This is a genomic window from Serratia fonticola, from assembly GCF_001006005.1.
Taxonomy (GTDB): Bacteria; Pseudomonadota; Gammaproteobacteria; order Enterobacterales; family Enterobacteriaceae; genus Chania; species Chania fonticola.
Genome location: NZ_CP011254.1, coordinates 1,139,566 through 1,163,228 on the forward strand (window position 1 = coordinate 1,139,566; position 23,663 = coordinate 1,163,228).

Consider the following 23,663-nt stretch of genomic DNA (forward strand, 5'->3'; position numbering starts at 1 on the left):
TTTTATTAATGCTGATTATCGAAAGTATTTACCTTCATTTGATTCCTATTCTCTACTGAGAACTCTGCTGTATTCATTCGGATTAACCGATCGATTATGCGGAAATTTCCGCCAGAGCTGCGGGTAATAAACCACCGCGATAATTGTTTGAAGCATATCCTGCCAATTCAACCCAAATGCCCATTCTGCTAGCGCTTTCGCGTGCTTGCTTACGCCCCTGCGGGTGTGATTTATTGATGAATTGGCGCGGGTGCGCCCAATTATCATTATTGCCATAAATAATAAAAACCAGGCTTCATTATTCATTATAGGAATCACCATGGAAAAGATCTCACGTACGCACGTGGTATATGCCATGTCGCGCGATAACGCCCCTGTGGCCACCGTTGCCAGCGGTAGCGACGTTTGTTTTGAAACCTGTGACTGCTTCGAAGATCAAATCGCCTCCGAACAGGCCGCCTTCACCGAACTGGACTGGAGCCGCATCAATCCGGCTACCGGGCCGGTTTACGTGCAGGATGCGAATCCCGGCGATGTATTACGGGTAGAGATTAAACGTATTACTCCAACCAGCCATCAGGCGGTCATGGTCACCGCTCCGGGCCTGGGCGTCATTGGCGATGAGATTCAACAGCCTCAGATCCGCACAGTGCCGCTGGAAGACGGCTTCGCACTGCTGCCCGGCGGCGTTCGTTGGCCGTTAAAGCCGATGATCGGCGTGATTGGCGTCGCCCCAGCCGAAGAGCCGGTCTCCTGCGGTACACCAGATGCCCACGGCGGCAACATGGACTGCAAAATCATCACCGAAGGCTGCACGCTGTGGCTGCCGGTTAACGTTCCCGGTGCGCTGTTTGCGCTCGGCGATCTTCATGCCGCAATGGGCGATGGTGAAGTCTCGGTATGCGGGCTGGAAATTCCCGGCGAAGTGGTGGTGAACCTGAGCGTAGTCAAAAACCGCGCGCTGCCAACCCCGATGATGAGCACCGCCGATACGCTATATACCCTGGCATCCGCCAAAACGCTGGACGAGGCGGCCGAATTGGCAACGCGCAATATGGCGCACTTCGTGGCGGACTATAGCCAAGTCTCGCTGGCCGACGCCATCAATCTACTGAGCATCACCGGCGATCTGCAAATCTGTCAGGTGGTTGATCCGCTGAAAACCTGCCGTTTCGCACTGCCACGCAGCGTTGCCGAGCAGTTAAACCTCCAGCTGGATTAGGGATAGCGCCATGTCTGTAGAACAATTTGGTTATAAGCAGGAACTGCACCGCACCCTCACCCTGAAAGATCTGGTGATTTACGGCATGATCTTTATGGTGCCGATTGCGCCATTTGGCGTGTTTGGCTATGTGTGGGAAGGCGCACAGGGCATGGTGGCGCTGGCCTATCTGATCGGTATGGTGGCGATGTTCTTCACCGCCATGAGCTACTGGTCAATGTCCCGCGCTTTCCCGGTTTCCGGCTCGGTCTATGCCTATGCCCAGCGCGGCATCCATGAAACCGTCGGCTTCTTTGCTGGCTGGCTGATCCTGCTCGATTACATCCTGGTGCCGTCCTTGCTGTATATCGTCAGCGCGGCAGCGCTCGGCCCGATCCTGCCAGAAGTACCCGCCTGGGCGTGGATCGTGACCTTTATCGTGATCAACAGCGCGATCAACCTGGTGGGGATCCAGTTTACCGCCAAGGCCAACCGCTACATTCTGGTGGCGGAGATCGTGATCCTGACCATCTTTGTGGTGATGGGCCTGACGGCGCTCTATTCCGGCGAAGGTGCCGGTGGTCTGACGCTGAACCCGCTCTACAACGCCGAGAAATTCAGCTTGCCGCTGGTAATGGGTGCGGTGTCGATTGCAGTGCTGTCGTTCCTGGGTTTTGACGGTATTTCAACGCTGTCCGAAGAGAGCAAAGGCGGGGCCGATGCCGTGGGGAAAGCCTCGCTGTATGCGCTGCTGTTGGTAGGGTCGCTGTTTATTCTGCAAACCTGGATTGCCGCCGATCTGGCTGCAGGCCAAAACTTCACTAACCTGGATACCGCGTTCTACGATACCGCCAACCTGGCGGGCGGCTCCGGATTAAAGCAGGCCACCATCTGGGCGACAGCACTCTCCTGGGGGATCGCCAATGCGTTAGTCGCGCAGGCCGCCATCTCCCGCATTCTGTTCGCCATGGGGCGTGACCGCCAATTGCCGAAAATCCTGGCCAAGGTGCATCCACGCTTTAAAACCCCTTACGTCAGCACCCTGCTGGTCGCGGTGATTTCCCTCGGTTCCGGGCTGTACTTCAACGGCAGCATCGACAACCTGAGCCGGTTGGTCAACTTCGGGGCGCTGATGGGCTTTTTGATCCTGCACCTATCGGTAATTAACCACTACATCATCCGCCAGAAATCCAAGGCCTGGGTAAAACACCTGCTGTTCCCGCTGGTCGGCCTGTCGATCATCGCCTTTGTGCTGTACGAGATGGATATCGAAGCCAAGATCCTCGGCCTTAGCTGGCTGGCGATCGGCATCGTGTATTACTTTGTGCTGCGTGTAGTGCTGAAGAGAGAGCCGGTGCTGAAGCTGGAGGACTAAGCCAGCAATCTGCCCCTTCTGGGGCAGATTTATCCAATCCTTTGATGACGTTAACAAAACGGCCCGCTGGTCATACACCTCTGCCCGCCTCTAGGTTATGCTCGAAAAAAAACGTGCATCAGGAAAAATCATGAAGAAAATCATACTGGACTGCGACCCGGGGCATGACGATGCGATCGCGATGTTGCTGGCATGGGGCAACCCAGATATTGAACTGCTGGCCGTCACCACCGTCGTCGGCAACCAGACGCTGGAGAAGGTCACGCGGAACGCGCTGGCCGTGGCGCGCATTGCCAACATCACCGGCGTACCCTTTGCCGCTGGCTGTTCGCGGCCCCTGGTACGGCAAATTGAAGTCGCACCCGACATTCACGGCGAATCGGGCCTCGATGGGCCAGTCCTACCGGAACCCACTCTGCAACTGGCCGATATCCATGCCGTCGATCTGATCATTGATACCATCATGGCGCACCCACCAGGCACCGTAACGCTGGTGCCCACCGCAGGCCTGACCAACATCGCCATGGCGGTGCGCAAGGAACCCCGCATTGCCACACGCGTGAAGGAAGTGGTGCTGATGGGCGGCGGTTACCACGTGGGTAACTGGAGCGCAGTGGCTGAATTCAATATCAAAATCGATCCGGAAGCCGCGCATATCGTATTCAACGAACCCTGGCCGTTAACCATGGTTGGTCTGGATCTGACGCATCAGGCGCTGGCCACACCAGAAGTTAGCGCGCGTATCGCCGCCATTGGCACCGGTCCTGCGAAATTTGTCGTCGAACTGCTCGAGTTCTTCGGCCATATGTATAAGCAGGCGCAGGGTTTCACTTCGCCACCGGTACACGATCCCTGCGCGGTCGCCTATGTGATCAACCCCAACGTGATGACGGTGCGTAAGGTGCCCATCGATATTGAGCTGACCGGTACCCTGACGCTGGGGATGACGGTCGCGGACTTCCGCTTCCCGGCCCCGGCGGATTGCCATACCCAGGTGGCAGTGAAGCTTGATGAAACCGCCTTTTGGGATCTGATTGTGGATGCGTTGCAAAGAATTGGTGAAGTTGAGGTTTGAGGCACGGTTGGGAGTAAAGTGTCGTGCAAACGTCCGACACTTCATTCAAGCTGGCATTATGCGTAGTATATTGAAAGTGTTCTTTGTTATCGGATGTCTCTCATGGCTTACTCTATCGGCGAATTTGCCCGGCTTTGCGGAATAAACGCAACCACACTACGCGCCTGGCAGCGTCGTTACGGCCTGCTTAAACCGATGCGCACCGATGGTGGGCATCGCCAGTACAGCGATGATGATGTCCAGCAGGCGCTCAAAATTCTCGACTGGGTAAAAAAAGGGGTAACCATCAGCCAGGTGAAACCCCTGCTTGCTCGCCCTGCAGAAGGCCAGACAAACAACTGGCACACTCTGCAAGAGAAAATGCTGCAGTTGCTCAAAGAGGGAAAAATCGAATCGCTGCGCCAGCAGATTTACGACTCTGGCCGCGAATATCCTCGCCCGGAGTTGGTCACGGAAGTGCTGCGTCCGCTGCGCAGTAAAGTCTCTGCCAATATTCCGGCGATGATGACCCTGCGCGAGATCCTGGATGGCATTATCATTTCCTACACCTCATTTTGCCTCGAAAGGGACAAAAAAGCGGCAGGGGATAACTATCTGATCACCGGCTGGTACCTGTCAGACCCGTGCGAAATCTGGCTGGAAGCGCTCAGGCGTACGGGTCAAGGACAGCACATTGATGTCCTTCCTGTTCCGCCTGCCAGTCTGGCTCCGGAGCTGTTTCCTGAACGAAAATGGCTGCTTGTCATGACAGGTAAACTCACCCCCGCCCGCAAACAACAGATTGAACTGTGGCAACAACAGGTGATGTCTCTTGAGGTCATTACACTTTGACGTTGTTCTTCCGTTAATTATCACAAAAGTTTGAATATTTATTTTTCACCGGGATGCTACCTTTTTCCTGTTTGTTAATCCCTACAGGAAATCATGATGAAAAAAGCTACCGGCCTTATTCTGTTAACCTCTCTGGCAATGGCTCCTGCCGCATTCAGTGCCCCCTCTGGCACGCTGAGCGTCCATATTCTGAACCAACAGACTGGTATTCCCTCGCCGAATGTTAGCGTCACGCTTGAAAAAGAGCAGCAAAACAGCTGGGTCACGCTGGCTAGCGGTAAAACGGACGAAGACGGGCGTATTAAATCTCTCTATCCACAGGACCAGGATATGCTGCCGGGCATTTACAAAGTGACCTTCAAAACCGGTGACTATTTCCACCAACAGCAGCAAACGTCGTTCTTCCCTGAGATCCCGGTGATGTTCACCGTCACCAAGACCAATGAAAAATTGCACATCCCACTGCTGTTAAGCCAGTATGGATACTCTACCTACAAAGGAAGTTGAAGTTAAAGCATGCTCATGTTGCACAGTTAACAGCATGGGCATGCAAACTTAATACGTTGAAGCTAATGAGAAAATAATTATCACCTTGCCAAAGTTGGACAAAGTAAAATAATTGTGTAAGTTTTAACTATGCAATAACGCTACGTTGTTCACTTCCAGGTGAGACTCATGAGCTCTATGCCATCCATCATCAATCGGTTTGTTGATTACTACAGCAAGCTGGATAACCAGCCGCCATCTGCGTTGGCGGAGATCTATCATGCTGATGCCAGGCTGAGCGACCCGTTTGGTGAACATCAGGGTCTTTTGGCGATCCAGCGTTACTTCACTCATCTATTGGCCAACGTAAAGCATTGCAGCTTTACCATCGATTACCCCCTCTGCGAAGGCCATCGTTTTGCCGTAACTTGGGCAATGCATTGGTCTCACCCGCGTATTTCAGGGGGAGAAACACTCGTCCTCGCAGGATGCTCAATCGTCGATGTGCAGGACAACCTGATTATTCGCCAGCGCGATTACTACGATGCCGGGGAGATGATTTACGAACATCTCCCCCTGCTTGGCTGGGCGGTGCGAAGTGTTAAAAGGAGAATGCGCTCATGATGACTGTCCTCATCACCGGCGCAAGCTCCGGCATTGGTGCCGGGCTCGCTAAGTCCTGGGCCGATGACGGCTGCCAAGTCATTGCCTGCGGGCGAGACCGGGCCAGGCTGGAAGCACTGCAACAGTACAGCCCTAATATCACGTTACGCGTGTTCGATATGACGGACAGGGAGGCCTGCCATCTGGCGCTTGCAGATTGCACTGCCGACCTGATCGTTCTTTGTGCGGGAACCTGCGAATACCTGGAACAGGGTGTGGTGGATGCCGCTCTGGTGGAACGTGTGATGAGTACCAACTTCCAGGGGCCAGTGAACTGTCTGGCCGCACTTCAGACGCAGCTTCTTCCAGGAAGTCGCGTGGCGCTGGTCAGTTCGATGGCGCACTGGCTGCCGTTCCCACGAGCAGAGGCGTATGGCGCGTCAAAAGCCGCCCTCACCTGGTTTGCCAATAGCCTGCGTCTTGACTGGGAGCACAAAGGCATTGCCGTCACGGTTGTCTCACCGGGCTTTGTAGATACGCCGCTGACCCGTAAAAATGATTTTCCCATGCCCGGCCAGGTGAGCGTCGACGATGCCGTGAAGGCGATCCGTCACGGGCTGGCGAAAGGGAAAAAGCACATCGCCTTTCCCACCGGATTCAGCCTGGTCATGAAGCTGCTTTCAGGGCTCCCTAACTTCCTTCAGCGCAGGCTATTGCGCAGGATGGTTCGCTCATGAACATCGCCATTATCGGCAGCGGTATCGCAGGGCTCACCTGTGCCTGGCGGCTGGCCGGACATCATCAGGTCACGCTTTTCGAAGCGGAACCCGCGGTGGGTGGGCATACCGCCACGGTGGATGTCAGCACGCCGCAGGGGAAGTATGCCATCGATACTGGGTTTATCGTCTACAACGACCGTACCTATCCGCGCTTTATGGGCCTGCTCAGCGAGCTGGGCATCAGCGGGCAAAAAACGCAGATGAGCTTCTCCGTACATAATCCGCAAAGCGGGCTTGAGTATAACGGCCACACCCTCACCTCGCTGTTTGCACAGCGTCGTAACCTGGTTAATCCGGCGTTCTGGGGGCTGCTGCGAGATATCGTGCGCTTCAACCGCCTGGCAAAACAGGCGTTGGCGGGCGACGTTAACGAAAACGCCACGCTGGAGACTTTCCTCGAGCAGCACGGCTTCAGCGCGTTTTTCGCGCGTCATTATATCCTGCCGATGGGGGCTGCCATCTGGTCCTCGTCGCTGCAGGAGATGCGCCGCTTCCCACTTCCGCTGTTTTTGCGCTTCTTTGAGCATCACGGCCTGCTGGACGTTACCCACCGTCCGCAGTGGTATGTGGTGCCCGGTGGTTCTCGCGAATACGTCCGCGCCATTTTGGCCCAGTTGGGTGACCGCCTGACCCTGCACCTCAACGCACCGGTACAGCAGGTCACCCGCCACAACGGCGGCGTTGAAATCCAACTCGCGCAGTCGAGCCACACGTTCGACCAGGTTATCTTCGCCTGCCATTCCTCACAGGCGCTGGCGATGCTTGCTGATCCTACTCCTGCGGAAAGCGAGGTTCTGGGCGATATTGGCTGGCAGCATAACGAGGTGGTTTTGCACAGCGATCCACGCTGGCTGCCGGTGCGCGAGCGTGCCTGGGCAAGCTGGAACTATCGCCTGAGCGAACGGGACCAGGCCAGCGCCTGCGTCACCTACAACATGAATATCTTACAAGGGTTACCTGAGGGTAGCCCTCTGTTCTGCGTCACCCTGAACCCGGAAACACCGGTGGACGAGCGCTACGTCTGGAAACGCTTTGTCTACGAGCACCCGATGTTTAACCCAAAAAGCTGGCGTGCCCAGTCGCGCCGCGGCGAGATTAACGGCCACCAACGGAGCTGGTTCTGTGGAGCTTACTGGTACAACGGTTTTCACGAAGATGGGGTACGCAGCGCGCTGGACGTGGTGAAAGGGATCGCTGCCGGGGAGGACCTGTAAGATGAACAGTTGCCTTTACCAGGGTGTGTTACGCCATCGTCGCTTCCAGCCGAAATCACACCATTTTCGCTATAACGTGTTTATGGCCTGGATCGATCTGGACGAGCTGGATGCGCTGCCGTCGGCGGGGATCCGCCGTAATCGCTTTGCCGCGGCCGCCTTCCATGATGCGGATTACCCACTCGGCACACCGCTTAAAGAGAACGCCCTCGACCGGCTGCAAACCCTGACCGGGGAACGTCCCGATGGCCGCGTCATGCTCCTGACCCAGCTTCGTTATTTCGGCTTCCATTTTAATCCGATCAATCTCTACTACTGCTATGACAATACGGGCATCCTGCGCTGGATATTGGCCGAAGTGCGCAACACCCCGTGGAACGAGCGCCATTACTATGCGGTGGATGGCCAGGCAGCTCGCCCGCAGCCGAAAGCCTTCCATGTCTCCCCGTTTAATCCGATGGATATGGTCTATCACTGGCGCTTCAACGCCCCCGGTAAAACGCTGCATATGCATATCGAAAATCATCAGGAGTCGAAGGTGTTCGACGCCACACTCGCGCTTCGCCGTGAGCACCTAACGCGCGCGACCCTGAGATCGATATTGCTGCGCATACCGCTGATGACCCTGAAAACCGTCCTGGCGATTTACTGGCAAGCGTTACGGCTGTGGCTTAAACGCGTGCCGTTGTACAACCATCCCGTTAGAAGGAGTTAGCGCTCATGACCGATCCTGCCTTTGCGCTTGAATCCGATATCCCTCGTAACGCCCGTATCGCACGCTGGCTACTCTTTCGTTTGCTGAGCGGTATCCGCGAGGGCTCGCTCACCGTGCGTGAAGGACAGCAGACCCTCCATTTTGGCGATGAATCTTCCGCGCTGCGTGCTGAAGTGCAGATCCTCGCGCCGGGTGTTTACTGGCGTCTGCTCACCGGCGGCAGCCTCGCCGCGGCCGAATCCTGGATGGAGGGTGAGTGGGAGACGCATCAGTTAACCCCGCTTTTGCAGATCCTGGCCCTCAACGGCAAGGTGCTGGGAAGGCTGGAAAGTGGTTTTCGCCTGCTGGGCAATCCCATGGAGCGGCTTCGCCACTGGACGCGGCGTAATTACCGCAAACAGGCGCGGGAAAACATCTCCGCCCATTACGATCTGGGTAACGAATTCTATGCGCACTTTCTCGATGAAGATCTGCTCTACTCCAGCGCGCTGTTCACTGCCGACGACCAGGCTCTCTCCCAAGCCCAGCAGGCAAAAATGGAACGCCTGTGCGAACAACTGGCGCTGACCGCAGGCGATCACCTGCTGGAAATCGGCACTGGCTGGGGGGCAATGGCGGAATACGCCGCCCGTCACTACGGCTGCCGCGTCACTACCACGACGCTGTCGCGGGAGCAGTACATCTGGGCTACAGAGCGGATTGCCCGCGCGGGATTGCAGGACAGAGTTCAGGTTCTGCTGTGCGACTACCGCGACCTGACCGGACAATTCGACAAACTGGTATCGGTTGAGATGATTGAAGCCGTGGGTAAACGCTACCTGCCGGATTTCTTCCGCACCTGTCAGGCGCGCCTGCGCCCGGGTGGCAAAATGGCGATTCAGGCCATCACCATTCAGGATCAGCGCTACCACGACTACAGCAAAAGCGTCGATTTTATCCAGCGTTACATCTTCCCCGGCGGGTTCCTACCGAGCATCACGGCAATGAGTGAACTGATGACGCGTCACACCGATTTTGTCGTCCGTAATCTGTTCGATATGGGGCCAGACTATGCCCGCACGCTGACACACTGGCGGCAGCGTTTTCTGCACGCCTGGCAGGACATTGAAAAGCTCGGTTTCGATGAAAGGTTCCGCCGTATGTGGCTGTACTACTTTGGCTACTGCGAAGCCGGTTTTAACGCACGCACCATCAGCGTGGTGCAACTGACCGCAGAGCGTGTATGAACCGCTCTGTGCAGGTCGTGCTGATGGCTCTCGCGTTCGATCTCTACTGGACGCTGGTAGTGCTGTTTCGCGAGCGAGGACTGTTTCTGTGGCTCGCCCTGGCGATCCTGGCCTGTCTGATGCTGTCGCCTGCACACCGTGTTTACGCCCTGCTGCTGGCCGCGGCGGGCTGCGGTCTGGATGCCCTCTGGGTGCTGATGGGGCTGATCGGCTTTAACAGTGACGCGCTGTTGCCCCTGTGGATGATGGCGCTGTGGCTGATGTTCGCTACCGTCTGGACCCACTTGACCCTCACGACCACGCTGCCGGGGTGGATCCTGGCTCTGTTGGCAACCGTTGGCGGTCCCGTAGCGTATGTGATTGGCGAACGTCTGGGTGCCATGACTTTCCGGGAGCCGACCTTGATCGTCGTCAGTTGGATGGCACTGGGTTGGCTGGTTCTGATGCTGTTGTTCCATATTCTGACCAGGAGGCGACAATGAGAACCTCTTTACTGATGCTGCTGTGGTTGGCGGCCATCTCGCCCGTCGCCCATGCCGCCGACTGGTTAAGCTGGCGCAAAGTGGGTGATGCCAGCCTGACATGGGGGCCGTTTACCGTTTATACCTCCCAACTGAGCACGCCGGATGGTAGGTATCACGGGCCAGAGCAGGATCAGGCGTTGATGATTACCTACAAACGCGACATCGATCGCGACCAGTTGGTCGAAGCCACTCGTGACCAGTGGCAGGCGCAGGGGATCCTGGAGCGCGAACCACAGAGCGAAGCCTGGCTGCGCATGCTCCAGTCACTCTGGCCGGATGTCACGCCGGGCTCGCAGCTTACCTTTGTTATCAAGGGTAAGCAGGGGCAGTTCTGGTATCGCGCCTCGGCGGCAGAAAAAAGCTTTACCCCGCTCGGCCCCAGCCAGTCTGCAGCCTTCAGTACAAACTTTCTGGCCATCTGGCTCGATCCACGTACGCAATATCCCGAACTACGTCGGCAGTTGATCGGAGGTGAAAAATGAAACGCATTCTGACACTTGGTCTGGCGCTGATGATGCTTCTGGTGGGTTGCAGCACAGACATCAGCGACTACCGGCATCAACAACCGCCGCTCGATATCTTCCACTACTTCCAGGGGAAAACCGAGGCATGGGGCATGGTACAGGACCGCAGCGGAAAACAGCTGCGCCGCTTCCACGTGGAAATCACTGGCAACGTCATCGGCGACACGCTGACGCTAAATGAACACTTTGTCTATGACGATGGCGAGAAACAGCAACGGGTGTGGCATATCCGGCGCGTCGGTACCAATCGCTACGAAGGCACCGCAGGCGATATTGAAGGTGTGGCCAGTGGCGTGGCGGAAGGCAACGCCTTTAACTGGCGTTACAGCATGAACGTGAAAGCCAATGGCAGTACCTGGCTGCTTCACTTTGATGACTGGATGTACCTGCAGGATGACACGCATCTTTTTAATAAAACAGAGATGAAGAAATTCGGTATCACCGTCGGTCAGGTGACGCTTTTCTTCACCCGAAAAGAACAGTAAGAGGATCGCGACATGAATAAGCAACCCATCATTGGGATCAGTGGATGTTTAACCGGCTCGACCGTACGGTTTGACGGCGGACATAAACGCATGAGCTTTGTCATGGACGGGCTGGCGCAGTGGGTGACCTTCAAACCCATCTGCCCGGAGATGGCCATCGGTCTGCCCTCTCCCCGTCCGGCACTGCGCCTGGTTCAGACCACCGAAGGGGATTTCCGGCTGCACTTCAGCCAAGCACCACACGACGATATGACGGAGAAAATGGCCGAATTCACGGATTCTTATCTCTCACATCTGGACGAACTATCGGGCTTTATCGTCTGCGCAAAATCGCCGAGCTGCGGTATGGAACGCGTACGGTTGTACGATGAAAAAGGCAATCGCGGGCGTAAAGAGGGCGTGGGCGTCTTTACCAGGGCGCTGCTGGAGAAATACCCGTGGTTACCGGTCGAAGAAGATGGCCGCCTGCACGACCCGGTGCTACGGGAAAACTTTGTCGAGCGCATCTTCGCCCTGCACGAGTTGAACACCCTGAAGGCCAACGGCCTGACCCGCCATGCGCTGCTGGACTTCCACAGCCGGTACAAACTCCAGCTGCTGGCGCACCACCAAGCAGGCTACCGAGAAATTGGACCGTTTGTCGCCTCGTTACACGAGTGGGAAGACCTGGATGCATTCTTCGTGGCTTATCGAGAAAAACTGATGACGATCTTGAGAAAGCCCGCCTCGCGCAAGAACCACACCAACGTGCTGATGCATATTCAGGGGTATTTTCGTAACCAGCTGAACCCGCGTCAGCGCGGCGAGCTGAATAACGTGATCCTCCACTATCGCGAGGGGCTGCTACCTATACTCGCACCGCTAACACTGCTGAAGCATTACCTGGGCGAATACCCAGACACCTACCTGCTGACGCAAAAATACTTTGACCCCTATCCGCATAATTTGGCTTTGCGGCTGGCGGTTAATTAAGTACGTATGATTTGTGGCCGAACTGCTCGAGTTTTTCGGCCATAGATATGAGCAGGCTTAGGGGGGATCTAACCAGGTTCCCCCCACTAACGCTAATCTAGTTTTGATAGTCTGCTCCATGCCTGGAGCGGACATTAAAATGATTCAAGAAGCGCTATTCCAGGCTGATTAATATTTTGCCGATAGCCTTACCCTGTTCCATAGCCTCATGACCAACAGCAATATCAGCAAGAGGAAGCGTTAGCGCGATCTCAGGAGTGTATTCCTCCATTCTCAGACAGGCTGTGATATCACGGATGGCTTCGTTTCGTGCTTCTTCCGGCATGGTATAGACAAATACAAAACGAAAGACAAAACCTTCAAACATTGTTTCCAAAAAAGGAATATGCAGCTGAGCCGATGGCTCTTCAGTGGCGTAGGCACTAATGACACCGGATTTTTTCAGGCAAGTCACATCTGTATTGAGGTTACTCACTAAGTCGACATCGACAATTCGATCAACACCGAACCCACCGGTTGCTTGCTTGACTCGCTCAGCCACATCTTCGGTACGCCGGTTAACAATAATATCGGCGCCAAGTTTACGAACGACATCTTCTTGCTCCGGACGACTCACAGTAGTTATAACTCTTGCCCCAGCCCATTTACTCAGAAGAATGGCTGCTGTTCCTACAGCCCCTGCACCGCCCTGAATAAGTACCCATTTTCCACGTAAATCTCCATCGGCAAACAAACAGCGGTGCGCTGTCATCGCAGGAATACCGAGGCATGCACCTGTTTCAAAAGAAACATTGTCCGGTAAGACAACGGCATTTTGTGAAGGGATAACAACATATTGTGCAGCGGTTCCAAAAGCACGCCCTGATTGTGCCTCATAAACCCACACTTTCTGTCCAATGCGCTCTGCCGTAACTCCAGATCCGACCATATCAATCACGCCGGAACCATCCTGATGCGGAATAATTCGAGGAAATTTCTGTTTTGATCCCGCAAAGCCAGTACGAGATTTGATGTCAGTCGGATTGAGTCCGGAGAAGGCAATGCGGACGCGCACCTCACCTGGTCCAGGGATCGGATCGGGAAACTCGCTTATTAGCAAAACATCATGTGCTGCACCGCACTTTTCATAAAATGCTGCTTTCATTCCATTATCTCCATAAATCCCATTAAATATTTCACCAAAGGGCTATGTGATAATCAGCCCAATAGTATAAAATCACAAGTAGGCACATTTTTTATATATAGGTGTATTTTTTACACTAATGGGATTGGCATGAAATCAAAACCGTTTAACTGCCCGGTAGAAGTGACCATTGCCGTGGCTGGAGGAAAATGGAAACCTCTGATTATTTTCCATTTAATGTCAGGTACTAAACGGTTTGGTGAGCTCCGTCGGCTCGCAGGGAATGTATCTCAGCGTTCGCTGACGCTACAGCTTCGGGAACTGGAATCGCATGGCATCATAAACAGGGAGGTCTTCGCCGAAGTACCGCCACGGGTAGAGTATTCTTTGACTCAATACGGCAAAACTCTGGAGCCCGTTCTACATGCAATGAAAAATTGGGGGGATTCATATGTGGAACGTAATGGGATTCAATGTGTTCAGCTAGAAACGAGGGACGTAAATCTGGATAGCTCTGCAAGTTAAGCGGAAGTCTACGCTCCATTGGCATCATTGGGCGTGAGTCCTGGCCAGAGGTGCGATGTGTACCACTCGCTATACATCCAATTGTGAATGTCTCATCGGTAAAGTGGTTACTTCAACAGCTGAATACACTGTGAGGCCAATTTCCGCTTTTCGCTCTTAGTTGACGATCACATTAGGCTATTAGCTTTGGCCCCAACCCACCAAGGGTCAGGGCTTGATACAGTAAACCGCGCTTATTACGCCGTGCCACCCACGGTAAGTGAATCCAGCTTCAATGTCGGTTGGCCAACGCCCGCTAACCGACTCTGCCCTTCCTCTTTCGCCCGTAACTCTGGCTGACGTGGCGACGTATCTGATTAGCCCGAGCGTCATCCGCCCCCTGTTTTTATGCATCTGCATAAAAGCAAAACCCGTAACTCACCTTTTTCATCATAATTTTTATCATTTTCGATAACATTTGCTAACCAGCACGTCATAACATCGATTTTTTTGCCCTCCCCGGGTTGGCATTTTATACAAAGCGTCAGCCCTGTTTGCCGGAGAAAGATGTGAAATTTTGCGCATTCTTGCATCGTTGCCTTTCCTTATACTCACCACCATCAGTAAATGTCGGTGAAGGGGCAACCTATGCAGCAGGCAAAAATCACACACCTCTATCAGAGCTTACAGCAGAGCGTAAACCGCCGGGCTGAGCATACCGCCCTGTTCTTTGAAGGCCATAAATACAGTTATAATCAGTTAAATCATAACGTTAATTTATCTTCCGCCTGCCTGAAAGAAAGTTTTAACCTCGTCAAAGGCGATGTGATCGTCTTGGCCCTGGGTAACCGGCCTGAATTCTGCTCGCTGTTTTATGCGGCCATGGCGCTGGGGATTATCGTGGTGCCGTTAAGCACCAAGTTAAAATCGCAAGACAGCCATATCATCCTGTCCAGTGTTAATGCCAAGGCGGTTTTTTACGATCCCAACAGTCAGCCGTGGATGGCGACGCTGGACCCCGTGAAACAAAGCCATGTGGTGTCGCTGGCCGATTGGCAACTGATGCTCAGTAATGCAGATGACCAAAAGGTGATCCACCCCGTAGAGCCTGCCGCCATCGTAGCGGAGGACATTGCCGCGATTATTTATACTTCCGGCACCACTGGCTCCCCGAAAGGAGCAGCGCTCACTCACGGTAACTTTATTGCGGCTGTCACGGCTTACCAACAGGCTCTCAAGTTAACCGAACAAGACAGCGCCATCCTGCCGATCCCTATCTGCCATATTACCGGCCTATCGGCTCTGCTCTGCCTGTTTATTCACCTTGGCGGTACGTTACATTTGCAGCAAAGATTCAATGCAGAAGAGATTTTAAAAACCGTCAGCAGCCATAACATTACCTTCCTGCATGGTTCACCAACGGTGTTTATCCTACTGTTGCAGGAAGCGGAAAAGTACCCACAGGCGGCGAGCTACGCCAGCTTGCGGATGATCGCTTGCGGTGCCGGGCATTTGAACGTGGGCATTATCGAAAGACTCGCGCAGTTATTCCCCACTACGGAAATCAGGCCGATCTATGGGCTGACAGAAACCTCTTCACCGGCCAGCATTTTCCCGGTCGATGTGCGCAGCAGCGATAAGATAGGCAGTTCTGGCTTGCCCATCCCCGGCCTGAGTTGCCAAATTCGCGACGATAATCACCAGGTGCTTGCTGCCGGTGAGATTGGTCATCTATGGCTGAAAGGGCCGGTGGTGATGAGCCAGTACTGGAAGAACCCGGCGGCCAATCAGCAGTTCTTCCACGACGGCTGGTTCTACACTGGCGATATCGCCTGCCTCGATCAGGATAACTATCTGTATATCAAAGATCGCAGCAAGGACATGATCAACCGCGGCGGTGAAAAAATATACTGCATTGAAGTGGAAAACCTGATCTCGAATTACCCTGGCGTCAAGGAAATTGCCATCGTTCCCAGCAGCAGCGAAATCTACGGGGAAGAAGCCGTCGCCTTTATTGTGGCTCACCGGAATAAGCCCTTGGTGAGCGATAATATTACTCATTGGCTCTCCAATAAAATCGCCAAATTTAAAATACCCTCAAAGATCGTCTTTGCGGCAGAATTACCGAAAAATGCCAATGGCAAAATAGATAAATTAGCTTTACGACAAAAATTGACACCGCCAGTATGAAAACAAGCGGTTTCCAATAAACGCGCCAACGTCAGGAAACGTGAAGCGCAACCATTAAAACAATAGAGCACCTGTACCTCTAATAATAATACAGAACAGCTCTACCCTGTTTAATCGCCTCATTACGAGGAGGAGCCTTATCATGTCAAATCGGCCGTTAGATATTGCATCGAAAAGCCAGGCGGCAATAACGAATGCAAAAATATATAAACACCTGATGCCATTACTGATCATTGTTTATATCATCAGCTTTATCGATAGAACCAATATCGGCATTGCCCGCGCCTCGATGTCCATCGATCTTGGGCTTTCCGCTACCGCTTACGGGTTGGGAGCCGGTCTGTTCTTTCTGACCTATTCCACCATGGAGATCCCCAGCAACCTGATCATGGCACGGGTCGGGGCCCGCTTCTGGATCACCCGCATCATGTTCACCTGGGGGGTGATTTCCGCAGGTATGGCCTTCGTCACCGGCCCCACCTCGTTCTATGTTATGCGCCTGTTGCTTGGGGCGGCTGAAGCGGGGTTGTACCCCGGTATCATCCTGTACCTTACCTACTGGTTTGGCCGTGAAGATCGCGCCAGAGCCGTCGGCATGTTCCTGCTCGGTGTCTGTATCGCCAATATTATCGGGGCGCCATTGGGCGGCGCATTGCTGATGCTGGATGGCCTGGGTGGACTGCACGGTTGGCAATGGATGTTTATCGTGGAAGGGATCCCGGCGGTGCTGCTGGCGTTTTATGTGTATGCCGTACTCCCCAATAAACCACGCGATGCCAAATGGCTGACCCAAACCGACATTGAGTATATTGAAAACAAGCTGGCCGCAGAGCAACCGGTCGGGGTGGATAAGAACCAGAAGTTTTCCTTTAAAACGGCGTTTACCAATAAGACCTTCATGCTGATCGTGGCGATTTATTTCACCCATCAGATTTCGGTCTACAGCCTGACCTATTTCCTGCCAAGCATTATCAACAGCTACGGCAAGATGAGCACCCTGATGCTCGGCCTGTTAACCGCCATTCCGTGGATCGCGGCAGCCTTGGGCGGTTTCTTCCTGCCTAAATATGCCAATACCGCCTCCCGCTCACGCATCATGCTGGTGTCCGGCTTTATGTCGATGGCCATCGGTTTCCTGATTGGCGTGCTGGGTGGCCCAGTATTAGGGCTGATCGGCTTCTGTATCGGTGCTTCGATGTTCTTCGTCGTGCAATCCATCATCTTTACCTACCCGGCCACGCTGATGAGCGGCCCTATGCTCGCTGGCGGGCTGGGATTACTGGCTTGCCTTGGCATTACCGGTGGGTTCTTCGGGCCTTATGTGTTCGGTCTCCTCGAGGATAGAACGGGGTCACCAAGCGCAGGCCTGTGGTTTGCCATCGTGTTGCAGACCCTTGCCATCATCGGAGCTGCGCGGGTGAAACAACCCGCAGGCAGCAAAGATAAACCAGCCAATCAATGCCCCCCGGCAGCAATGAATAGCGTGATTGAGAAATAAAGCCTAAACGCGGTGCCATGGTGCACCGCCGCACAGAAGTAAGGTAACAATGATGAGAAATAAAGTCATTTCGGCTCAGCAAGCCGCTGAGTTAGTGAATAACGGCTCGACCCTATGCACCATCGGCATGACATTGATTGGGGCCGCAGAGTCTATCTTGAAGGCTCTGGAAAAGCGCTTTATTGAAACAGGGGCACCGCACGGGCTGACCTATCTACACTCTGCGGGGCAGTCAAATCGCGAGCGCGGCAATCAGCATTTTACTCCGCCAGGGATGGTAAAACGCATTATTGGTTCGCACTGGGGGCTGGCACCCAAGTGGATGGAAAAGATTGCCGCCAACGAGGTGGAAGCCTTCTGTTTACCGCAGGGGCAGATTGTCCATCTGTATACGGCCATGGCGGCCGGTCAGGCCGGGTATTTGTCCAAAGTGGGGCTGGGTACCTTTATCGATCCCCGCCTCGAAGGCGGCAAAATGAATGCGTTGACCCGCTCCTTGCCAGATTTGGTGGAGGTGGTCAGCCTGCGCGAGGAGGAATATCTTTTCTATCCGGCACTCCCGCTGGATACGGTGATCATTCGTGGCACTACGGCGGATACCGCTGGCAACCTCACCTGTGAGGAAGAGGCCATGAAGCTGGAGATCCTGCAGGCGGTGCTGGCGGCGAAACGCTTTGGCGGCAAGGTGATAGCCCAGGTAAAAAACCTGGCGGAAAAAGGGAGTCTGCACCCGAAACAGATCGTGGTACCGGGGAATTTTATTGATGCCATTGTGGTGTGTGAAGACCCTGAACAAGACCACCGTCAGACCTCATCCTGGTTCTATGATCCGGCCTATTGCGGCAACCTGGTGGCCCCTGCCAGCGAAGTGGAAACGCTGCCGCTCAACATCCGCAAGGTGATTGGCCGCCGCGCTTGCCAATTCCTATCCCCAGACTGCGTGATCAATCTGGGCACCGGTATTCCCAACGATGTTATTGGCACCATCATCCATGAAGAGGGGGTGAGCGAAGCGGTCACCATCACCGTTGAATCAGGTATCTACGGCGGCGTACAGGCCGGTGGGGTTGATTTTGGCATCGGCAAAAACCTGACCGCTATGATTAACCATCAGGAGCAGATGCTGTATTACAACGGAGCCGGAGTGGATATTACCTATATGGGGGCCGGCGAGATGGACGCTAACGGGCATATCAACGCCACCCGTATGGGGGACCGCTGTACCGGGGCTGGAGGGTTTATCGATATTACCCAAAATGCACACCACGTGGTGTTTTGCTCCACCTTTACCGCCAAGGGGCTGGAGGTGGCATTCCAGCAAGGGCAATTAACCATCCTGCAGGAAGGCTCGGTTAAAAAACTGGTGCGGTCGATTAACCAGATTTCCTATAACGGCGAAATAGCCCGCCAGAAAAAACAAAAAATGCATTTGGTGACGGAACGAGCGGTGTTTGAACTGACGGCGCAGGGCCCGATGCTGATAGAAATCGCCCCCGGCGTCGATCTTGAGCGGGACATCCTGCAACAAATGGAGTTTATACCGCTTATTTCCCCCTCATTAAAACAGATGGACGAGGCACTATTTTGCGATGCCCCTTTTGGCCTGAAGGAAATGCTGGCCAGGCAGTAAAAATAGGCGGCGTAACATATTTATTATCTCTGCGCTAATTCAGCGTGGTCAGGAATTAAAACGATAAGGAGTACCCTATGTGTTTAACGAATAAAGTGGCTATCGTCACCGGGGCCAGCCGTGGACTTGGGCGAGGCATTGCCCAGGTATTGGCTGAAAAAGGGGCCGCTATAGTCATTTGTGATGTCGACCAGGAAGGCGGTAATAAAACCGCCGCCGAATTGGTGAGCGCGGGCCATAAAGCCATTTTCATCGCCTGTAATATTGCCAACCGCGAAGAAGTTAATCAGTTATTTATTACGGCGGAGCAGCAGCTAGGGCCGATAGATATTCTGGTCAATAACGCCGGGATTAACCGTGATGCCATGTTGCACAAGCTAACGGAAGAGAATTGGGATCTGGTGATGGATATCAACCTGAAAGGGACCTTCCACTGTATGCAGGAAGCCGCCGTACGCATGCGTGAGCGTGCCAGCGGGCGCATCATCAACATCTCGTCGGCCAGTTGGTTGGGCAATGTGGGGCAAGCCAACTATGCCGCTTCAAAAGCTGGAGTGATCGGCCTGACCAAAACGGCCTGCCGGGAGCTGGCAAGAAAAGGGGTGACCGTTAACGCCATCTGCCCAGGATTTATCGAAACCGATATGACCCGCGGGGTGCCGGAAAAAGTATGGGACATCATGATCGGCAAAATCCCTGCTGGATATGCTGGCGATCCGGTTGATGTCGGCCATTGCGTCGCCTTCCTGGCGTCCGACGAGGCGCGCTATATCAATGGCGAAGTGATCAACGTCGGCGGCGGCATGGTGCTGTAAGGAGAATCGAATGAAAAATGCAAATGATATTGTCGTCGTCAGCGGCGTACGCACGGCGATCGGCACCATGGGCGGTAGCTTTAAAGATACACACCAGCATGATTTGGGCGCTGCGGTGATCCGTGAGGCCGTGGCCCGTGCCGGGCTGCAACCTGCACAAATTGATGAGGTGGTGGTAGGTAACGTCGGGCAAATCGCGGAGAGTGGCTTTATCGCCCGCATTTGCCAACTGCGCGCGGGCTTACCAAACGAAACAACATCCTATTCGGTAAACCGCCAGTGTGGTTCGGGTCTGCAAGCGATTGTCGATTGCATGCTGGAACTGCAAACCGGTAACGCCGAGATCACCGTCGCCTGTGGGACAGAGAATATGACTCAACTGCCCCACTATATTCGCAAGGCTCGTTACGGTTATCGCCTTGGGCATGGAGAGCTGGAAGACGGCATCGTCTCTATTTTAACCTGGCCAGAAGGCCCTTATCACAACGGTATGACCGCCGAGTTCGTCGCGGAACGTTTTCACATCAGCCGTGAGGCAATGGACGAGTTTGCCTGGTGCAGTCAGCAAAAAGCCTTGGCAGCCATCAAAGAGGGGCATTTTACCTCGCAAATCCTGCCGCTGGAGGTCCGTGAAGGCAAGAACAGCCGCCTGTTTGCCACCGATGAGCACCCAAGGGATACGCCGAAAGAAAAGTATGCGCAGCTGAAACCGGCGTTTAAAAAAGACGGCACGGTCACGGCAGCAACGTCATCAGGTATTAATGATGGAGCCGCCGCGCTGGTTGTCACCACCCGATCCAACGCTGAAAAACTGGGGCTACCAATCAGGATGGTGATCCGAGGCTGGGCAGTGGCAGGTTGCGAGGCAGAAATCATGGGCTTTGGCCCGGCTCCGGCAACTCGTAAACTGATGCAAAAGTTGAACATGTCGGTGCATGATATCGATCTTATTGAGCTAAATGAGGCCTTTGCCGCCCAATCATTGGCGGTGATTAACGATCTTGAGTTGGATCCGGCGAAAGTGAACGTCAACGGGGGAGCCATTGCGCTGGGGCACCCTGTTGGGGCCAGTGGTGCCATCATCGCCGTAAAACTGATGTATGAGATGGAGCGCCGTGGCGTCAATACCGGCTTAGCCACTATGTGTATCGGTGGAGGCCAAGGGATCTCTATGCTGTTTGAGCGGGAAAGGTAGTCTCTTATAGATATTTCCGGCCCTCTGCCCAAGAGAGGGTCGGATGGCAAACATCGGCTTACACATTGAGTTGCCTGAATTGTTTTAAGTTTACTACGTAGCGCTGTTGATGGGTGAATAAGGTTACCGTGAAATTGGCAAGAAACATTCAATATTATATTTAACCCCCCTCACTATAATAGAGGTTTTATATCATAAAGGTATGAGTATGCTGATCACCTTAGAGCTGGCGAATACCATTGTGAAACGAGCGATGAGTATTATCCATTATAACGTTAATGTTATTGACCATCAGGGCGTAATTATCGCTTCGGGCGAAGCACATAGGATCGGTGAGCGGCATGAAGTGGCATTTGAGGTGATAAAGAGCCGCCAGCGGATGACGATAGAAAATGCTCAGCAGGCCGCCCGGTACAAAAATGTGCAACCCGGTATCAATCATCCGATTATCGTGGATGATCAGGTGGTTATGGTGATAGGTATCAGTGGAAATCCCGCCGCGATTGCGCGTTACGCCGAGCTGGCCATCCTGGCGGCGGAGCTGTTGATCAAACAGTCTTTAGCTATCCGGGAAATGAACTGGCAATACCGTATCAGGGATCTGCTGCTAAAACAGTATCTGGAAGTGGGCGACACAGAGAAAGGAAAGGAAATACTTCACCAGTTGGTACAGCAAGAGATCGACCTGTCTCAACCCCTGTTGCCGGTATTGATCAATATTGAAACCGGAGGGCATTTATTGGGACAAACCATCGATCACATCCTCAATAAACTCTCACATATTTTAAAATCCCAGCGGGTAATATTGCTCAGCAATGATGAGATCCTGTTAATTATCACCGCTATCGACCAAACCGATGCCACAGTTAAAGCTATTAACGCATTTATGGAAACTCAGCTGAGCCATTACACTATTGGCATTGGGATAGAGTCTGGCTCTGCCGGAATTTTCCGCCAATCGGTATTTATGATCAAAGAGATGATAGAACATGCTCGTGAGTCGTTACCACTATCGCGAGTCATTAACGGCCAGCAGTTTGCCTTCAGCGGATTGTTGAATGAAGCCAGAAGCAGCTCATTCACCCTTTATTTCAAACAGAGAATCGATAAATTACTGATGCTAGGCACCGGTCAAATGCTGCTCAATACCTTGAGTACCTATATTGCGCACAATGCCGAACTGGCAAACGCGGCGCGGGAACTTGGGGTGCATCGCAATACGCTCACCTACCGGCTTAATCAGATCAAAGAAGCGACCTCATTGGATCCGTTTAACTTCAAGGAGCTTAGCCAACTGATGATTTCACTTTACTATCATCAGGGGACGTTGCTGTCTAATGCGGCGGCTGGCACCAACGATCCCCAATGATGTGTCTAGAGAGGTTGCTACGGTCCAGACTCACCCTCTTTGTCAGAAAACATCATTATTCACCCGGATAATTGCACAGTAAAATTCATTGTATTCATCAAGTTAGGGAATGATATGATGATGACTGAATGACTAGCTGTTATCACCTGTACCATTCTGGCCGTCATCAGCCGGACGCGTTAATGCCAGCAGGACCGTAATTGAATGGTTAAGAAACAAAGTAAGGATTAAAGATGGAAATAAGCTGGAAGGCATTGAAGGGCAGCAGCCTCAGCGCGCAGCAGTTGCATGATATTCTGGCGCTGCGCATGGCGGTGTTTGTCGTAGAGCAGACGTGCCCGTTTCAGGATATTGATGGACAGGATCTGCTTAATAGCAGCCTTCACGTTGCCGGATACAGCGACGGTAAGCTTGTCGCCTACGCGAGAGTGCTGCATGTGGATGATTCTCCGGATGCGGCCAAAATCACGCGAGTGATTGTTGATGATTCCGTCAGGGGTCAGAAGTTGGGTGTCAGGCTGATGGAAAAAACGATGTCCTTAATCCACGGTTACGAACCGGGCAAGGCGATAAAGCTCTCAGCACAGTCTCACCTGGTCAAATTCTATGAAGGATTCGGTTTCAAAACGTTATCCGGCGAATACCTTGAGGATGGCATACCCCATCAGGATATGGAGTATACGGAGGCGTAATCCAGGCTGGTCTTATCCGGTTTCACAAATTAGCTTTGGCCCCAACCCGCGAGGGTCAGGGCTTGATACATTAAACCGCGCTTATTACGCCGTGCCACCCACGGTGAGTGAATCCAGCTTCAGCGTAGGTTGGCCAACCCCTACAGGCAGGCTCTGCCCTTCTTTACCGCACACGCCTACGCCCTTATCCAGCGCCAGATCGTTGCCCACCATCGAAATCTGCTGCATCGCCTCAATACCTGAACCGATCAACGTGGCGCCCTTCACCGGCTTGGTGACGCGGCCATTTTCGATCAGATAGGCTTCAGAGGTAGAGAAGACAAATTTCCCGGAGGTGATATCCACCTGACCACCGCCAAAGTTCGGCGCATACAGGCCATATTCTACGCTGGCGATAATATCTTCTGGCGTCGACTTGCCCGCCAGCATGTAGGTGTTGGTCATACGCGGCATTGGCAGGTGAGCATAAGACTCGCGGCGGCCATTACCGGTAGGCGCAACGCCCATCAGCCGTGCGTTGAGCTTATCTTGCATATAGCCTTTCAGAATGCCGTTCTCAATCAGCACGTTGTATTGACCAGGCACACCTTCGTCATCGATCGCCAATATCACCGGCGTACCTTTTGCCACTGGCTGC

At 53.6% G+C, this 23,663-nt stretch carries 24 protein-coding genes and 1 pseudogene; 22 read left to right on the plus strand and 3 right to left on the minus strand.

Annotated features, from left to right (window positions below; genetic code table 11):
* Positions 1–45: 45 nt before the first annotated feature.
* Positions 46–306, minus strand: coding sequence for a hypothetical protein (locus WN53_RS04980; protein WP_152526577.1), 261 nt, complete (start codon positions 304–306; stop codon positions 46–48).
* 13 nt (positions 307–319) lie between these two features.
* Here WN53_RS04980 and WN53_RS04985 point away from each other — a divergent pair, with 13 nt between their 5' ends.
* From WN53_RS04985 to WN53_RS05050, 14 genes are all read left to right on the plus strand, one after another.
* A complete protein-coding gene (locus tag WN53_RS04985; protein WP_024483742.1) occupies positions 320–1,222 on the plus strand; it encodes an acetamidase/formamidase family protein in 903 nt (300 codons plus the stop codon).
* Between the two features lie 10 nt (positions 1,223–1,232).
* The gene (locus WN53_RS04990; RefSeq protein ID WP_024483743.1) at positions 1,233–2,576 is read left to right on the plus strand and encodes an APC family permease; all 1,344 of its coding nucleotides are present in this window, start codon (positions 1,233–1,235) and stop codon (positions 2,574–2,576) included.
* Between the two features lie 130 nt (positions 2,577–2,706).
* Complete coding sequence (gene uriH / locus WN53_RS04995) at positions 2,707–3,651, plus strand: uridine-preferring nucleoside hydrolase UriH (protein ID WP_024483744.1); 945 nt, start codon at positions 2,707–2,709, stop codon at positions 3,649–3,651.
* A 102-nt stretch (positions 3,652–3,753) separates the two neighbouring features.
* Positions 3,754–4,482, plus strand: a complete 729-nt coding sequence (locus WN53_RS05000) for a MerR family transcriptional regulator (RefSeq protein WP_024483745.1) — start codon at positions 3,754–3,756, stop codon at positions 4,480–4,482.
* A gap of 96 nt (positions 4,483–4,578) precedes the next feature.
* Positions 4,579–4,989: a hydroxyisourate hydrolase gene (uraH, locus tag WN53_RS05005; protein WP_024483746.1), complete on the plus strand. Its 411-nt coding sequence runs from the start codon at positions 4,579–4,581 to the stop codon at positions 4,987–4,989.
* A 168-nt stretch (positions 4,990–5,157) separates the two neighbouring features.
* Positions 5,158–5,592: a nuclear transport factor 2 family protein gene (locus tag WN53_RS05010; protein WP_024483747.1), complete on the plus strand. Its 435-nt coding sequence runs from the start codon at positions 5,158–5,160 to the stop codon at positions 5,590–5,592.
* Complete coding sequence (locus WN53_RS05015) at positions 5,589–6,308, plus strand: SDR family NAD(P)-dependent oxidoreductase (protein WP_024483748.1); 720 nt, start codon at positions 5,589–5,591, stop codon at positions 6,306–6,308. Before WN53_RS05010 ends, WN53_RS05015 begins: the two co-directional genes overlap by 4 nt.
* Entirely contained in the window at positions 6,305–7,564 is a 1,260-nt protein-coding gene (locus tag WN53_RS05020; RefSeq protein WP_024483749.1) for an NAD(P)/FAD-dependent oxidoreductase, read from the plus strand. The genes WN53_RS05015 and WN53_RS05020 overlap by 4 nt, the downstream gene beginning before the upstream one ends.
* A 1-nt stretch (position 7,565) precedes the next feature.
* A complete protein-coding gene (locus WN53_RS05025; RefSeq protein WP_037411561.1) occupies positions 7,566–8,279 on the plus strand; it encodes a DUF1365 domain-containing protein in 714 nt (237 codons plus the stop codon).
* A 5-nt stretch (positions 8,280–8,284) separates the two neighbouring features.
* Positions 8,285–9,505 carry an SAM-dependent methyltransferase gene (locus tag WN53_RS05030; protein WP_024483750.1) on the plus strand — a complete coding sequence of 407 codons (1,221 nt, stop codon included), beginning with the start codon at positions 8,285–8,287 and terminating at the stop codon, positions 9,503–9,505.
* The gene (locus WN53_RS05035) at positions 9,502–9,987 is read left to right on the plus strand and encodes a DUF2878 domain-containing protein (protein WP_024483751.1); all 486 of its coding nucleotides are present in this window, start codon (positions 9,502–9,504) and stop codon (positions 9,985–9,987) included. The genes WN53_RS05030 and WN53_RS05035 overlap by 4 nt, the downstream gene beginning before the upstream one ends.
* Entirely contained in the window at positions 9,984–10,511 is a 528-nt protein-coding gene (locus WN53_RS05040; protein WP_024483752.1) for a hypothetical protein, read from the plus strand. Before WN53_RS05035 ends, WN53_RS05040 begins: the two co-directional genes overlap by 4 nt.
* Entirely contained in the window at positions 10,508–11,038 is a 531-nt protein-coding gene (locus tag WN53_RS05045) for a DUF3833 domain-containing protein (RefSeq protein ID WP_024483753.1), read from the plus strand. Before WN53_RS05040 ends, WN53_RS05045 begins: the two co-directional genes overlap by 4 nt.
* Before the next feature lie 12 nt (positions 11,039–11,050).
* Positions 11,051–12,010 carry a YbgA family protein gene (locus WN53_RS05050; RefSeq protein ID WP_024483754.1) on the plus strand — a complete coding sequence of 320 codons (960 nt, stop codon included), beginning with the start codon at positions 11,051–11,053 and terminating at the stop codon, positions 12,008–12,010.
* Positions 12,011–12,164: 154 nt separating this feature from the next.
* Here the strand turns inward: WN53_RS05050 and WN53_RS05055 are convergent, their stop codons facing one another.
* Positions 12,165–13,154 (minus strand): NADPH:quinone reductase, encoded by a 990-nt coding sequence (locus WN53_RS05055; RefSeq protein ID WP_024483755.1) that lies wholly within the window; start codon positions 13,152–13,154, stop codon positions 12,165–12,167.
* A gap of 129 nt (positions 13,155–13,283) precedes the next feature.
* Between WN53_RS05055 and WN53_RS05060 the strand changes: the two genes are divergently transcribed.
* From WN53_RS05060 to WN53_RS05100, 8 genes are all read left to right on the plus strand, one after another.
* Positions 13,284–13,658, plus strand: coding sequence for a winged helix-turn-helix transcriptional regulator (locus tag WN53_RS05060; protein WP_024483756.1), 375 nt, complete (start codon positions 13,284–13,286; stop codon positions 13,656–13,658).
* Between the two features lie 627 nt (positions 13,659–14,285).
* Entirely contained in the window at positions 14,286–15,827 is a 1,542-nt protein-coding gene (locus WN53_RS05070; protein WP_024483758.1) for a class I adenylate-forming enzyme family protein, read from the plus strand.
* Positions 15,828–15,969: 142 nt separating this feature from the next.
* Positions 15,970–17,325 (plus strand): MFS transporter, encoded by a 1,356-nt coding sequence (locus tag WN53_RS05075; protein ID WP_024483759.1) that lies wholly within the window; start codon positions 15,970–15,972, stop codon positions 17,323–17,325.
* Positions 17,326–17,377: 52 nt separating this feature from the next.
* A complete protein-coding gene (locus WN53_RS05080; RefSeq protein ID WP_046808024.1) occupies positions 17,378–18,955 on the plus strand; it encodes an acyl CoA:acetate/3-ketoacid CoA transferase in 1,578 nt (525 codons plus the stop codon).
* A gap of 77 nt (positions 18,956–19,032) precedes the next feature.
* Positions 19,033–19,770, plus strand: a complete 738-nt coding sequence (gene fabG, locus WN53_RS05085; protein ID WP_024483760.1) for a 3-oxoacyl-ACP reductase FabG — start codon at positions 19,033–19,035, stop codon at positions 19,768–19,770.
* 10 nt (positions 19,771–19,780) lie between these two features.
* A complete protein-coding gene (locus tag WN53_RS05090; protein ID WP_024483761.1) occupies positions 19,781–20,965 on the plus strand; it encodes a thiolase family protein in 1,185 nt (394 codons plus the stop codon).
* A 208-nt stretch (positions 20,966–21,173) separates the two neighbouring features.
* Positions 21,174–22,334, plus strand: a complete 1,161-nt coding sequence (locus tag WN53_RS05095; protein WP_024483762.1) for a CdaR family transcriptional regulator — start codon at positions 21,174–21,176, stop codon at positions 22,332–22,334.
* 233 nt (positions 22,335–22,567) lie between these two features.
* Entirely contained in the window at positions 22,568–23,026 is a 459-nt protein-coding gene (locus WN53_RS05100; RefSeq protein ID WP_024483763.1) for a GNAT family N-acetyltransferase, read from the plus strand.
* Between the two features lie 84 nt (positions 23,027–23,110).
* On the opposite strand, the pseudogene WN53_RS05105 reads toward WN53_RS05100, so the two are convergent.
* Positions 23,111–23,632: pseudogene (locus tag WN53_RS05105) on the minus strand (metallopeptidase TldD-related protein); the annotation flags it as partial.
* Between the last annotated feature and the right edge of the window lie 31 nt (positions 23,633–23,663).